The following is a 13,424-nucleotide window of genomic DNA, read 5'->3' as shown; positions in this document are numbered from 1 at the left end:
AGTTTAAGCCGCTGAATTCATAGTAAAAGCTAGGCAAGCTTTCATTTATTCACCAACTTGTATCAGTTTAGACAGGGCATTATGCCATTTGAAATTGGATTTTTAATTCGGATCGTTGTTGTAACTGTTGTTTATTTGTTTGAATATGTTGATGAATCAGGCGCTGTACGCTGTCATGCATGAAGCCCAAAGCATAGCCTTTTACAATCACAATACTTGGCAAGCCAAAAAACAGATATTTAGCATCGTCCAATGTCGCATCGGTAAATACGCCATGTTGCACTAAGGTCGACTGCAAAAATACCTTTTCTTGCTGCACCTGACTGGAGGCTTTATCATTCCAGTAATTCTGGCGCATCGCCATAAGATTATTGTGCTTATAGCTCATAGATCTGGGCTCATTTGAAGATTGAATGCGGATTATATGTGGGTCATGTGCCAATTTTCAATTGTGCAACTGTTTAATCTTTCATTCCGAGAAAGGCATAGGATTTTTGTCCGGACTGCGTTAATATCAGTGGATAATTAAACAATATTGATTGTTAAAACATTTATTGGGATTGTACCGGTTTCGGTCAAGGGGAAGTTATGCGTCTTGCATGGTTTTTAGTTGCAATTTTTGCGGGTACTGCGGTTCAGACACAAGCTGCTGTTGGGTATTCTAAGGAATATACACAGTGCATGAATTTTAGTTATGGTAATACACCCAAAGCTGAAAAATGCTTGGAAAAAGAGCTGAAATTTCATAATAAACGTTTGAAGAAAAACTATAAAACTTATCTTAAATTGAATCCGAATCAGACTGCAGTTATCCGCAGTCAGCATGTATTGTGGGAGCGTAAACTGGCCCAGCAATGTAACTTTAGAATCTCAGGAAAATATGCCAAGCAGCAACAGGGTCAATGTATGCTGGCTTTGATCATGGATCAGGCCAATCTTTATCAATCCCGCTCTTATGCGTCCGGGTTCCGATAAATCATCATAGTATTAGCATCGACATTTAACAGAAACATTCCTGAATAAAGTAAACATTTATAATCATGATCGCTCACAAAAACAGGAATTTTATAATTTTTGTGGGCGTAGAGAATTCGTGTTTTTCATGCTTTAGCATTATAAAAGCAGGCAAAACAAGGTATCATAAGGCGTTTAAAAAAATGACCTTGGAGACGCCTTAAGTGGATCGACCGACTATTAGCCCTGAACATATGCAGGAAGCCGCTGAAAATTTAACCACCATTCGTGATTTTATTCGTTTTGGTGTGACAGCATTACGTCAATACGATGCACATTTGGGCCAAGGCACAGAAGATTATTTTGCTGAAAGTTCAGCGCTAGTGCTGCAAACCCTGTCGCTAGAATGGAAAGCGGACGCTGAAATTTTAGATGCCAAATTATTACCAAGTGAAAAAGCCGAATTTTTAAGTCTGCTGGAACGCCGTATTAATGAAAAAGTACCAACTTCATATTTATTGAACCTGGCTTACTTCGACGGTAAACCTTATTACGTTGATGAGCGCGTGCTAATCCCTCGTTCACCGATTGCTGAACTGATTCAAAACCGTTTTGCCCCGTATTGCCTGGATGAACATGGTCAAATGGGTGAGGCAGTCAATAACTTGCCGGAAAACCCGAATCCAAAGACGCCTCAACGTATTCTAGATATGTGTACCGGTTCAGGCTGTATCGCGATTGCCTTGGCTTATGCTTTCCCTGAAGCGGAAGTGGATGCGACTGATATTTCCAAAGAAGCCTTAGAAGTTGCGCAAATCAATACTGAGCATCATGACAAGCAATATCAGATCGCATTGCTTGAATCGGATTTGTTCGAAAAAATTCCAGCCGAAAATCAATACGATTTAATCGTATCTAATCCGCCGTATGTCGATGCGGAAGATATGGCGGATTTGCCTGAGGAATTCCATCATGAGCCTGAGCTTGCGCTTGCTGCAGGTCAGGATGGTCTGGATCTGGTACGTAAAATGCTGGCTCAAGCTGCAGATTATCTCACTGAGAATGGCCTGATCGTGATCGAAGTGGGTAACTCAGAATGGGCAATGCGCCAAAACTTCAATTCGGTTGATTTCTACTGGTTGCAATTCCAGAAAGGTGGTACGGGTATCTTTGCATTGACTGCAGAGCAATGCCGTACCTACCGTGATTTATTTATTCAGTCTATTGCATAAGGAGTCGTTTGACATGGCAGGTAATAGTATAGGGCAACTGTTCCGTGTAACGACTTGTGGTGAATCTCATGGTGTTGGCCTGATGGCCATCATCGATGGGGTTCCACCCGGCATTGAGCTGACTGAAGCTGATTTGCAAAAGGATCTGGACCGCCGTAAGCCGGGTACATCGAAATTTGCAACCCAGCGTAAAGAACCCGATGAAGTAGAAATTATTTCCGGTGTGTTTGAGGGTAAAACCACGGGTACTTCAATTGGTTTGTTAATTCGTAATACGGATCAAAAATCGAAAGACTACGGCAATATCGCACAAACTTTCCGCCCGGGTCATGCTGACTATACCTATACCCAAAAGTATGGTTTCCGTGACTACCGTGGCGGTGGTCGTTCAAGTGCGCGTGAAACGGCAATGCGTGTTGCAGCGGGTGCCATTGCCAAGAAATTCCTTTTTGAGAAATTTGGCATTGAGATTCGTGGTCATGTAACCCAAATCGGTACAGAAAAAGCAGAAAAACTGGACTGGAATGAAGTTCCAAACAATCCGTTTTTCTGTGGTGACGTGGATGCAGTACCACGTTTTGAAGCGCTGGTCACGTCTTTGCGTGAGCAAGGCACCAGTTGTGGCGCTAAACTCGAGATCATTGCATCTAAAGTACCTGTGGGTTGGGGCGAGCCTGTATTTGACCGTTTAGATGCAGATATTGCCCATGCCATGATGTCGATTAATGCCGTTAAAGGTGTAGAAATCGGTGATGGCTTTGGCGTCGCTGAACAGTTTGGTCATGAAAGCCGTGATGAACTCACCACAGAAGGCTTCCTGGCCAATCATGCTGGCGGTATTTTAGGTGGTATTTCTAGCGGTCAAGACATCCGTGTTGCGATTGCGTTGAAACCGACTGCATCTATCACCACGCCGGGTAAAACCATCAATATTGAGCGTGAAGATACTGATGTACTGACCAAAGGCCGTCATGATCCTTGCGTGGGCGTGCGTGCAACCCCGATTGCTGAAGCGATGCTGGCGATTGTGCTCATGGATCATTTCATGCGTCACCGTGCGCAAAATGCCGATGTTGTTGCGCCATTTGCACCGATTGAACCTAAATAATTTGCTTTAACTTTAAAGTGAAATTGTTTTAAAGTCAGACTTCGGTCTGACTTTTTTATTTATAAAATGAATCACTATAAAAATATACGATTGGCAAGCAAGGCTGATATTCAGCAACTTACCATACTGATTAATACAGCTTATCGTACTCTGGATGGATGGACGACTGAGGCAGGAATGATCCAAGGTGATCGTATTCAAGAAAAACAGTTATATGACTTGCTCAATTTAGAAAATTTTCAGCTCTTTGTGTTGGAAATTGATAATAAGCTTCTTGGTTGTATTGGCGTGAGCTTAGGACAGCAAGTAGCAGAGATTGGGAGCTTTGCTGTTGCACCTGCTGAGCAAAACTCGGGTTATGGCAAGCAATTATTGGACTTTGCCGAATCCCATATTTTCGAAATATTTAAGAAGAAAGTGATTCAGATGTCAGTATTAAATGTCCGTATTGAACTGCTGGCATATTATCAGCGCCGTGGCTATCAGCTGACTGAAAAGATTGAAGCATATCCACTGGGTCAAAATGTCGGAGAACCGTTGATTCCGTTACATTTGCTGATTTTAGAAAAAATCAGCAAATCAATATGATTAGTTGATGAAAATTCAAGCTTTTTGCCACTTAAATTGAGTAGTGGGAAAGCTCCTGAACATGCTAAGTTTTCTGTTCAGTCTAAGTGACTTAAGATTAGGCAGAAAACAGACCAGGATGTCATATGCTGCATATTATTTTAACTTCTTTATTTCCTCTCATCGGACTGATCAGCTTTGGCTATTTACTTAAGCGCAGGCAATGGTTGAGTGATGATTTCTGGCGAGGCGCAGAAAAGTTAAATTATTATGCACTGTTTCCAGTGATGCTATTTTTAAATCTGGCCACTGCCAAGATTCAAATGGCAGTCATTGAAGATGTGGTGCTGGTTGTATTTAGCATTATGGCTGTGGTCAGTATTGCATTGTATATTTTGCGTCATATTTACCAGATATCTTATGCGCGTTTCGGCGTGTATGTCCAAGGTTTACTACGCTTTAACACCTATATTGGCCTTGCTGCTGTCAGTGCCTTATTTCAGCAGCAGGGTATGACTATTTTCGCGGTGATCATGGTGCTGTGTATTCCTTTGGTGAATGTCTTATCGGTACTGGCATTTACCCGTAATCACGAAATGCAGCTCACCAAAATTATTCTCGGCTTGGCTAAAAACCCATTAATTCTGGGCTGTATTGTCGGTGGTTTATTTAATCTTTCCGGTTTGTCACTCTGGACTGGAGCAGAGCAGTTCCTTAAACAGATTGCACTGTGCAGTTTGCCACTCGGTTTGATGTGTGTGGGCGCTGCCTTACAGTTTCAGGGCTTTCAGCGTGATATGTTGCCACTCAGCCTGATGACCTTTGGTCGCCTGTTCGGAATGCCGCTGATTGCATTTTTAGTGTGTAAAATTTTCCAGATTGATGCATTAACTACTCAGGTATTAGTCTTGTTCTTTGCACTTCCTACCGCCTCAGCTTCGTATGTTTTAACCCGGGTATATGGTGGCGATAGCGAGTTAATGGCCAGTATTATTAGTGTACAAACAGTGGTCGCAGCAGGCAGTTTATTGATGATACTTTCTTGGATTATTTAAAACTCTAAAATGCATGATAAAAGTCTAAATTTTGCTTTGGATGATATATACTTTGAATTATTAAAATAGCCTAAGCCATAATGAAACTCTATTTAAGCGCCAAAACTAAATAAGTCTTAGAATTTTATAAAGGGTAGAACTTACTGGTTTTACTTACGGCAGCAAAATCTAAAAATTTAATATCGAGGCAATATCCTTCATTACACATGTATGCTGTTAATTAAGAAAAAATCATGGATAAATTCACGTGAATTAACATAAATAAAAACTGTGTTTTTCCTAAAAATGGTATATAAATTGCTCATGATAATAAAACATTATTGCAGGAGAGAAATGCTTCTGCATTCGCCGAAGGAGCAAGGTCCCAGGAAACTCTCAGGCAAAAGGACTGTGATAATGGATAAAAACTCTGGAGAGAAGTGTTGAATCACTCACCGAAGGGGAAGGTGGCCGCATTGATGTGCAATGCATCTACCGAAGCTCTCAGGTACACATGACAGATGGGAAAAGACATCAATATAATCAAGGAGGTGTCTATGCATCATGTCGTGGTGATTGGGGCCGGGATTACCGGAGTAACCACAGCTTATGAGCTTGCATTATCAGGCTATCAGGTGACCGTGGTGGATCGGCATCTATATCCGGCAATGGAAACATCCTTTGCCAATGGCGGCCAGCTGTCTGCCTGTAATGCCGAAGTCTGGAACCAGAAAGCCACGGTACTCAAAGGCATCAAATGGATGTCACAAAAAACTGCACCACTTTTACTCAATCCTTCTTTTAGTGTGCATAAATACAGCTGGCTCATGGAATTTCTGGGCAATATCAAACATTATGAAGCCAATACCCGAGAAACTGTACGGTTGGCTTTACTGGCAAGAGCACGTTTGTTTGAAATTGCCCAAACAGAAAATATTGATTTCGATCTGGAAAAACGCGGCATTTTACATTTTTATCATAACAAGACAGATTATGATGTTGCGATCAAAGTCAATGATCTGTTGTGTAGCGGTGGTCTGGAGCGCAATGCCATTTCCAATGCAGAAATCAAGCAGATCGAACCTGCATTAACTGGCGATTATTATGCAGGATTTTACTGTCAGAGCGATGCCACCGGGGATATTCATAAATTTAGTACCGGTTTGGCCAAAGCCTGTATGCAAAAAGGCGTGAAATTTGAGTTTGGTCAAGATGTTTTTGTTGTTGATCATCAGGCTCAGAATATTCGGGTTAAATGCAAACCTAGTACTGAAAATGTCCATTCCTCTCCAGAGGATGTTCTGGAAATTAATGCAGATGCCATTGTGGTCTGTGCAGGGGTTGGCAGCTATCAATTGGCTGAAATACTTGGTGAACGAGTCAATGTCTATCCAGTCAAAGGCTACTCGATTACCGTGCAACTGAATGATGAGCAGAGCCAGAACAACGCACCTTGGGTCAGTCTGCTAGATGAAAGTGCGAAAATTGTCTTGTCACGCCTAGGCAAGGATCGTTTGCGTGTTGCAGGAACAGCCGAGTTTAATGGCTATAACCGGGATATTCGTGCTGACCGAATTCAACCTTTAATTGACTGGACCAATCGTAATTTTGACCTGTGTACTGAGCATGTCTTGCCTTGGGCAGGCTTACGCCCCATGATGCCAAATATGATGCCTGTGGTACGTCGTGGCAAACATGAGCGAGTCTTTTACAATACCGGACATGGTCATCTGGGCTGGACTTTATCAGCTGCAACGGCCGCAATGATCAGTCAGGAAATGGCGCAATACTATCCAGCTTAAATTGATAGCCCGCTTGCGGGCTATTTTTTACACCAAAAATCTCATTTTATATGACAATAAATTATAATATTTTGAAAATAAATCAATCATATAGTCGATAAATACCGGTAAAACGTTCACAGCCTTTTTGCTGGCTACTGACCGCTAAAATGGCTTTACTATAATTAAATTCATAGCGGCAGTCATTTTCGTTATCGGTAATCTGGTTTTTTGTCTCAGGCGTAGTATAGGCTAAAAAAGGAATGATCTGCTTCTCAGCCCGGTTATTCGGATTACGATAGGCAAGACCTTCAACCTTGATCCGGTCTTTGGTCAGTTGATGAATCTTGAGATGAACAGGTTGCTTGGCGATTTGTCCCTGTTCAAACTTGATATAATGCTGGGTCAGACTTTGATTCAGCGAAATATAGACATTTAAATCATCTAAACGCCATTCAAACTGCTGTTTTAAACAATCTATGGTTTTGCATTGCTGTAAGCGGGTTGCCCATAGTTGTTGGCTATCTTGCAATAAGCGCACAGGTGCATCAGTAATCAGAAAAGCAGTAAAGTATTGGTCTGTGATTTTTTCACGAGATTCAGCCAACGATGCTGAGCAGACTTTATTCATGGCAGGCGTTTTTTTGCTGTAATCGCTACAGTCCATTGTGATCGCCGAGCTACCCGTAGAAATCATCCCCAGGCCGAGCATCAGGCCAATTATTTTCAACATATTTATATCAGTTTTCAGTAGCATGATCGCTTATACTTTCACTGTGTTACGCTTGGTCTAACTATAGCGAAATAGAAAGCAAGTGTACAAGATTTCAATGGGCTATTTCTAAAGGATGTATAAGGTGATCGCACAAATTCGTATTGGCCAGGGTCTGGATGTGCATGCATTTGAAGAAGGTGATTTTGTCACTTTGGCAGGCATTCAAATTCCGCATACTCAAGGTCTGAAAGCACATTCGGATGGTGATGTGGTGCTGCATGCACTCTGTGATGCTTTGTTGGGTGCATTGGCGCTTGGAGATATTGGCCAGCATTTTCCGGATACAGATCCTGAGTTTAAAGGTGCAGATAGCCGGGTACTACTCAAGGATGTCTATCAGCTGATTCTGGATCGTGGCTATCACCTGAATAATGCTGATATTACCGTGGCCTGTGAACGTCCAAAACTGGCTAAGCACAATCTGGCGATGCGTCAAAGTATTGCAGATGTCTTGGATGTTGATGTGACTCAAATCAGTATCAAAGCCACCACCACTGAACAGTTAGGTTTTACCGGTCGTCAGGAAGGCATTATGTCCATGGCAACCGTGCTGTTGAGCCACAGTAAATAAAATCAGGCAAAATAATTTGGATTAATCAGGGAAAGTTCCAGTTCCTGCGTTGCTTTACGACCTTGTAGCTGTAGGGCAACCGCATGCATTAAACCGGTCCAGGTTTCATTTGGTTCCCAGATCTGATGCAAGTGTTCTTGTGCTGTAGGCAGATCCATATCCATATAGTACTGACGATATAAATACATCAGACAACTGACATGGTAGTTTTGCGAACAATGTACCCAGACCATTTGCTCTTTTACCAGATGATCGATCAGATCCAGTACCAGCAGGCATTGATTGTCTGATGGGGTTTCCCAGGAAATCGGAACCTGAATATAGTTCAGTCCCAGCTCAAGGCAAATTTTATCTTCATGCGGCAGATACTGTTCGCTATCGGTCAGCGCCACATTGATGACTGTAGATACACCGTATTCTTTCATCAGCTGTAATTGGGTAGTGGTCGGTTGACCAGAGCTAAACAGATGTTCGTGTATGAACTGAAAATTCTCAATCTGGCTTAATGCTGTTTCAATATCATTCATCAGATAAATTTTCCTTGTTCTAGAAATGCAAACGCCATCTTGGCGATGGCGTTGGTCAGATCATTTAACGATTAGGTAAAATGTCTTTCAATGCCTCATGCATGTCGAGTAAAACTTTTTCAGTCGTTTCCCAGTCGATACAGCCATCCGTAACGGATTGACCGTATTCCATCTCATTCAGGTTCGCCGGAATGTCCTGACGACCACCCTTAAGATGACTTTCTACCATAATACCAACAATTGACTTGTTTCCATCAAGAATTTGTTCGGAAATGTTTTTAAGTACAAGTGGTTGCAGGTACGGGTCTTTGTTAGAGTTGGCGTGGCTGGCATCAATCATGATCTTGGTGCTGACTTTGGCCTTGGCTAGAGCAGCTTCTGCATCGGCAACCGAGCCTGCATCGTAGTTCGGTTTGCCATTACCACCACGCAGTACCACGTGAGCATAAGGGTTACCTGAAGTACGAATGACAGCCACCTGACCTTGATCATTCAGACCGAGGAAGCTATGGCCATGTTTTACCGATTGCATTGCATTGGTCGCGACCGTTAAACCGCCGTCTGTACCATTTTTAAAGCCGACTGGTGAGGAAAGACCTGAAGACATTTCGCGATGCGTCTGGCTTTCTGTGGTACGTGCACCAATTGCTGACCATGAAATCAGGTCTTGGTAATACTGTGGCGAGTTTGGATCAAGTGCTTCAGTGGCACATGGCAAGCCCATTTCATTCAGTTCAAGTAATAGCTTGCGACCGATACGCAGACCTTTTTCAATATTGAATGAATCATTCATGTCTGGGTCATTGATCAGGCCTTTCCAGCCTACGGTAGTCCGTGGTTTTTCAAAATAAACCCGCATCACGATGTATAAGCTGTCTTTAACTTTTTCGCTCAGTACTTTTAAGCGTTCAGCATATTCATGCGCCGCCGCCGGATCATGGATAGAACAAGGGCCAATTACAACGAACAGGCGTTTGTCTTCACCATCCAGAATTTTACGAATCGTTTCACGACCATGCAGTACGGTTTGATAAGCAGTTTCAGTCAACGGTAACTCTGCTTTAAGCTCAGCAGGGGTTACAAGAGGAATCATGCTGTGGATATTCACGTCATCAATATCTGATGCTGAAATAGGATTTGACTGTTGTGTATTCATTGCCGTCACTGGTTCGATCATACAAAAGGTTGTTTAATAGCCCGAATATAACATGAATGATGCGTCACTTTGTTATAAAAAAGATGAATACTTCTTTGAAAAAAAAGTGATGAATCGGATAGTTAACTTAAACGGACGGGGAATTTTGGCTTACAATTATCATTGCTGTTTCAGCAGGTTGAGCCGGTTTTGATTTCACAGGATTAATCATGAAATTCACGCCCAGCGCAAACAGGGTAATGCCTAAAATTTTGCGGATCAGTTTTTCCGGCATACGTGAGCTGAGTAAAGTGCCGACAATAATCGCCGGAATAGACCCCACCAATAACCACATGAGCAGCATGAAATCGACGTTGCCTGAAGACATATGACCTAGACCTGCGACCAGTGTCAGTAATACCGCGTGCACCACGTCAGAGCCAATAATACGAATCATCGGCAGATTCGGGAACATCACTACAAGTGCCATGATACCAAATGCACCGGCACCCACTGAAGATAGCGTGACAAATATGCCCAAGATAATGCCCATGATGATGATAGCAACGCGCTTTTCCTTGGCTTGCAGCTTTACTTTTTCCAGATCTTGGGTCATATCCGGTAGTTCTTGTTTTCTGTATTTATTAAAAAGATTTTCGATCTGGCTACGAAACAGAATGGATAAGCCGGTAATAGTCAGCATAAAGCCCAAGACCATGGTCAGGACGGCTTTGTAATGCGTCGATTGGCTCAGATAGTTCTCGAGTACCCAATGCGTTGCAAAAGATGCGGGAATACTGCCAACGGCCAGCCAGATCACAATCGGCCAGACAATATTCATTTTCTTGGCATGCACAAACGAGCCACAGAATTTAGAAATCGCGGCATAGAGCAGGTCAGTACCAATCGCGATATGCGGTTCAATCCGGAATAAACTGATAAGAATTGGCGTCATTAATGAACCGCCACCGACACCGGTGACACCTACACAAAAACCTACCAGAACGCCTGCTAAAATAAATTCAATCGGACCAAACATGCATATATGCCAAAATCAAAAAACGAGCATATCTTATGACTTTTGGATATAAGTCGTTGTCTTGATTATTGATTTACTTATGCATAAAAAAGATAAAGCTAGGTGAAGAATATTAGGTGATCTTTCATGTTTATTCACTGGGTTATGTATAAAGTGCGAATATAATGATTGATTTTAACTATCCGATTTGCCCCATTTCTGTCTAATTGAATGTACCTGTAAATGTCGATTTAATTCTTTTTATGCAAGCTCCCTTATTGACTAAGTTATTCTAAACGGTGGGTTTCTTAAAATTAGAAGATACTTAAGCTTCTTCCGGAATAGCCATAGGATTATGTTAGAATCCCGATTCAATAAATTTCCATGCGGATCTGAGAGGAAACCCACTTGCTAAATCGAAAACTTAAAATTGGAATCGTGGTCGGTGAAGTTTCTGGAGATACGCTTGGCGCAAAATTGATTCGCCGTTTTAGTGAGCAAGGCATTGATGCTGAATTTGAAGGTATCGGTGGGCCACAAATGATCGCTGAAGGCTTTAAAAGCTATTATCCGATGGATATTTTATCGGTGATGGGCATTGTCGAAGTTTTAAAAGATATTAAAAAACTGTTTGCTGTGCGGGATGGTCTGGTGGAAACCTGGACTAAAGATCCGGTCGATATTTTTATCGGGATTGATGCGCCTGATTTTAACCTGCGTTTGTCAAAAACCATTAAACAAAAACAGTTACCGATTAAAACCGTGCAATACGTCAGTCCTTCGGTCTGGGCATGGCGTCAAGGCCGTATACATGGCATTAAAGCCAGTATTGATCTGGTGCTGTGCCTGTTTCCATTTGAAAAAGCGTTCTTTAAAAAATGGGATGTTCCTGCAGCTTTTGTCGGACATCCGCTCGCTAGCCAATTGCCGCTTGAAAATCCAATTCTGGAGGCTCAGACAGAATTAGGCCTAGACCCAGATCAGAAATATATTGCATTATTACCGGGAAGCCGCCGTGGCGAGATTGAGCGTTTGGGACCTTTGGTTCTGGATGCAGCTAATATTCTGCATCACAAATATCCGGATTATACCTTTCTGATTCCTGCGATTAATGATGCACGCAAGCAGCAAATCGAAAGTTTACTGGCCACTTATCCTGAGAGCTTAAAAACCCAAATTCGCTTGATGGAAAATACCAGCGCTGAATCCAAAATTGGCCGTCAGGTCATGAATGCATCCAATATTATTGCACTGGCGTCTGGAACTGCAACGCTTGAAGCGATGTTGCTGCACCGTCCGATGGTGACTTTTTATAAATTGCACTGGCTGACCTATCGAATTGCCAAATTACTGGTAAAAATCCCATATTTTTCATTACCAAATATAATTGCTGGCAAAAAAGTGATTCAAGAACTCATCCAATCCGCTGCTACACCTGAAAATCTGGCAGCTGAAATTGAAAAACTGATGGATATTGAAGCAGCGCAGATTCAGGTTATGCAGCATATCACCATGCACAAGCAGCTACTTTCTGGCAATAGCGAAGATCCGGTCACAGCAGTATTGGCATTAGTCCAGTAATTTTAGTCTGGTAATAAAGACTGGTTCTTCTGACAATTCAGCCGGTATTGGGTCGGCGTCTGTTCAAACTGTTTTTTAAAACTTTGCCTAAACGCCGTCTCGGATGAATAACCAACCAGATAAGCGATCTGCTGGATACCAAATCCACTATTTCTCAAATATTGCGCGGCGAGGCGCAGGCGGTGCTGTTGCAGATAGGCAAGGGGCGGTTCACCGACAATCTGGGTAAACAACTGGGCGAATTTAGAACGTGACATATGACATTGTTCGGCCAGACTTTCTACAGTCCAAGACTGTTCAGGTTTGCCATGAATCGCCGCCAGTGCATTGGATAGTTCCGGATGCGAAAAAGCATTCAGCCAGCTCGAGGCATTTTCCAGGTTTAAAATATAATCACGTACGCATTCAATCAGTAAAATACTGACCAGATGATCCAGAATCTTGTCACGTCCGGGACGAAGCTGCTGGGTTTCCAGTGCCAGAAACTGCAAGCCAACCTGTAACCATTCTGGCGCCGTATCACCCAGAATATGTTGAATATGCAGGTATTTAGGTAATGCACTCAAAAGAGGTTTGGCCATCTGGATATCCAAGCTAGAACGAATAGCCAGTATGAAACTATGCTCCGCCGAATTTTCCCGATTGAGATCAACACATTGCTGTGCATTGCTCTGAAAATAAGGATTAATCGCATGGTGCTCAGAAAAATCGGCATTGTCTGGGCAGGAAACATGATGGGAGGAACCTGCGGGTAATAGCACCAGATCACCTTGTTGCAGCTCCAGCCGATCACCATTCATAAACTTTAATTGCGCCTGTCCTTGTAACAGGATATAGGCCAGCATAAAGGGTTCATGTTGATAGTCAAAGCCGCCCGGATGAAATACATTCAGATAAAGATATTCCGATTTTTCCAGATGAATATCATCAAAAATTTTACTTAAAGCATCCATGCCTAACTCTATTCTTCTGTTTTATTTCATTTAATTGACTATAAATTTTTTAACTTTGTGATTTTAGGCCAGAATTTGGCAGCATGTGCCAAAGACGCTGACATAGCTTTTCTGGACGTTGAATACTGTTCGCTACTGCTGAAATAATCAACTATAAGTGCAGAGTAACATAAAAAAGGAAGGTCGCA

At 42.4% G+C, this 13,424-nt stretch carries 14 protein-coding genes and 1 riboswitch; of the genes, 8 read left to right on the top strand and 6 right to left on the bottom strand.

The genetic code is table 11. The features are described from left to right. Nucleotides 1-79: 79 nt before the first annotated feature. The gene (locus HGD77_RS08435; protein WP_004731213.1) at nucleotides 80-388 is read right to left on the bottom strand and encodes a hypothetical protein; all 309 of its coding nucleotides are present in this window, start codon (nucleotides 386-388) and stop codon (nucleotides 80-82) included. 200 nt (nucleotides 389-588) lie between these two features. Between HGD77_RS08435 and HGD77_RS08430 the strand changes: the two genes are divergently transcribed. From HGD77_RS08430 to HGD77_RS08405, 6 genes are all read left to right on the top strand, one after another. Then, nucleotides 589-975, top strand: a complete 387-nt coding sequence (locus tag HGD77_RS08430) for a hypothetical protein (protein WP_004731211.1) — start codon at nucleotides 589-591, stop codon at nucleotides 973-975. Between the two features lie 203 nt (nucleotides 976-1,178). After that, nucleotides 1,179-2,186 carry a 50S ribosomal protein L3 N(5)-glutamine methyltransferase gene (prmB, locus tag HGD77_RS08425; RefSeq protein ID WP_004731208.1) on the top strand — a complete coding sequence of 336 codons (1,008 nt, stop codon included), beginning with the start codon at nucleotides 1,179-1,181 and terminating at the stop codon, nucleotides 2,184-2,186. Between the two features lie 13 nt (nucleotides 2,187-2,199). Further along, entirely contained in the window at nucleotides 2,200-3,294 is a 1,095-nt protein-coding gene (aroC, locus tag HGD77_RS08420; protein WP_004280471.1) for a chorismate synthase, read from the top strand. Nucleotides 3,295-3,360: 66 nt separating this feature from the next. Next, a complete protein-coding gene (locus HGD77_RS08415; protein WP_035341006.1) occupies nucleotides 3,361-3,882 on the top strand; it encodes a GNAT family N-acetyltransferase in 522 nt (173 codons plus the stop codon). 125 nt (nucleotides 3,883-4,007) lie between these two features. Then, on the top strand, nucleotides 4,008-4,916 hold the full coding sequence (locus HGD77_RS08410) for an AEC family transporter (protein WP_004647100.1): 909 nt from the start codon (nucleotides 4,008-4,010) through the stop codon (nucleotides 4,914-4,916). 313 nt (nucleotides 4,917-5,229) lie between these two features. Then, nucleotides 5,230-5,317, top strand: a riboswitch (glycine riboswitch). A gap of 135 nt (nucleotides 5,318-5,452) precedes the next feature. Next, nucleotides 5,453-6,697, top strand: a complete 1,245-nt coding sequence (locus tag HGD77_RS08405; RefSeq protein ID WP_004731203.1) for a D-amino acid dehydrogenase — start codon at nucleotides 5,453-5,455, stop codon at nucleotides 6,695-6,697. Between the two features lie 82 nt (nucleotides 6,698-6,779). Here the strand turns inward: HGD77_RS08405 and HGD77_RS08400 are convergent, their stop codons facing one another. Beyond that, nucleotides 6,780-7,433, bottom strand: coding sequence for a hypothetical protein (locus tag HGD77_RS08400; RefSeq protein ID WP_004731201.1), 654 nt, complete (start codon nucleotides 7,431-7,433; stop codon nucleotides 6,780-6,782). Nucleotides 7,434-7,533: 100 nt separating this feature from the next. Between HGD77_RS08400 and ispF the strand changes: the two genes are divergently transcribed. After that, nucleotides 7,534-8,022 carry a 2-C-methyl-D-erythritol 2,4-cyclodiphosphate synthase gene (gene ispF, locus HGD77_RS08395; RefSeq protein ID WP_004731199.1) on the top strand — a complete coding sequence of 163 codons (489 nt, stop codon included), beginning with the start codon at nucleotides 7,534-7,536 and terminating at the stop codon, nucleotides 8,020-8,022. 2 nt (nucleotides 8,023-8,024) lie between these two features. On the opposite strand, the gene HGD77_RS08390 is transcribed toward ispF, so the two are convergent. The 3 genes from HGD77_RS08390 to HGD77_RS08380 all read right to left on the bottom strand — a co-directional run bounded on the left by HGD77_RS08390 (nucleotide 8,025) and on the right by HGD77_RS08380 (nucleotide 10,723). Further along, nucleotides 8,025-8,549 carry a protein tyrosine phosphatase family protein gene (locus HGD77_RS08390; RefSeq protein WP_004280464.1) on the bottom strand — a complete coding sequence of 175 codons (525 nt, stop codon included), beginning with the start codon at nucleotides 8,547-8,549 and terminating at the stop codon, nucleotides 8,025-8,027. A gap of 64 nt (nucleotides 8,550-8,613) precedes the next feature. Continuing rightward, entirely contained in the window at nucleotides 8,614-9,705 is a 1,092-nt protein-coding gene (locus HGD77_RS08385) for a 3-deoxy-7-phosphoheptulonate synthase (protein ID WP_174893669.1), read from the bottom strand. A gap of 127 nt (nucleotides 9,706-9,832) precedes the next feature. After that, complete coding sequence (locus tag HGD77_RS08380; RefSeq protein ID WP_004731195.1) at nucleotides 9,833-10,723, bottom strand: sulfite exporter TauE/SafE family protein; 891 nt, start codon at nucleotides 10,721-10,723, stop codon at nucleotides 9,833-9,835. Nucleotides 10,724-11,110: 387 nt separating this feature from the next. On the opposite strand from HGD77_RS08380, the gene lpxB reads away from it, so the two are divergent. Then, nucleotides 11,111-12,283, top strand: coding sequence for a lipid-A-disaccharide synthase (gene lpxB / locus HGD77_RS08375; RefSeq protein ID WP_004280460.1), 1,173 nt, complete (start codon nucleotides 11,111-11,113; stop codon nucleotides 12,281-12,283). A gap of 2 nt (nucleotides 12,284-12,285) precedes the next feature. Here the strand turns inward: lpxB and HGD77_RS08370 are convergent, their stop codons facing one another. After that, complete coding sequence (locus HGD77_RS08370) at nucleotides 12,286-13,236, bottom strand: AraC family transcriptional regulator (RefSeq protein ID WP_004280459.1); 951 nt, start codon at nucleotides 13,234-13,236, stop codon at nucleotides 12,286-12,288. Nucleotides 13,237-13,424 lie beyond the last annotated feature (188 nt).

This window comes from Acinetobacter sp. NEB149, assembly GCF_012516415.1.
In the GTDB taxonomy this organism is placed as follows: Bacteria; Pseudomonadota; Gammaproteobacteria; order Pseudomonadales; family Moraxellaceae; genus Acinetobacter; species Acinetobacter lwoffii_V.
This window is presented reverse-complemented; position numbering and strand designations above follow the sequence as displayed.

Excerpts from the sequence above, each read along its gene's own strand:
- HGD77_RS08435 (WP_004731213.1), bottom strand. The coding sequence starts at position 388 with ATGAGCTATAAGCACAATAATCTTATGGCGATGCGCCAGAATTACTGG.
- HGD77_RS08430 (WP_004731211.1), top strand. The coding sequence starts at position 589 with ATGCGTCTTGCATGGTTTTTAGTTGCAATTTTTGCGGGTACTGCGGTT.
- aroC (WP_004280471.1), top strand. The coding sequence starts at position 2,200 with ATGGCAGGTAATAGTATAGGGCAACTGTTCCGTGTAACGACTTGTGGT.
- HGD77_RS08415 (WP_035341006.1), top strand. The coding sequence starts at position 3,361 with ATGAATCACTATAAAAATATACGATTGGCAAGCAAGGCTGATATTCAG.
- HGD77_RS08410 (WP_004647100.1), top strand. The coding sequence starts at position 4,008 with ATGCTGCATATTATTTTAACTTCTTTATTTCCTCTCATCGGACTGATC.
- HGD77_RS08405 (WP_004731203.1), top strand. The coding sequence starts at position 5,453 with ATGCATCATGTCGTGGTGATTGGGGCCGGGATTACCGGAGTAACCACA.
- HGD77_RS08400 (WP_004731201.1), bottom strand. The coding sequence starts at position 7,433 with ATGCTACTGAAAACTGATATAAATATGTTGAAAATAATTGGCCTGATG.
- HGD77_RS08390 (WP_004280464.1), bottom strand. The coding sequence starts at position 8,549 with ATGAATGATATTGAAACAGCATTAAGCCAGATTGAGAATTTTCAGTTC.
- HGD77_RS08385 (WP_174893669.1), bottom strand. The coding sequence starts at position 9,705 with ATGAATACACAACAGTCAAATCCTATTTCAGCATCAGATATTGATGAC.
- HGD77_RS08380 (WP_004731195.1), bottom strand. The coding sequence starts at position 10,723 with ATGTTTGGTCCGATTGAATTTATTTTAGCAGGCGTTCTGGTAGGTTTT.
- HGD77_RS08370 (WP_004280459.1), bottom strand. The coding sequence starts at position 13,236 with ATGGATGCTTTAAGTAAAATTTTTGATGATATTCATCTGGAAAAATCG.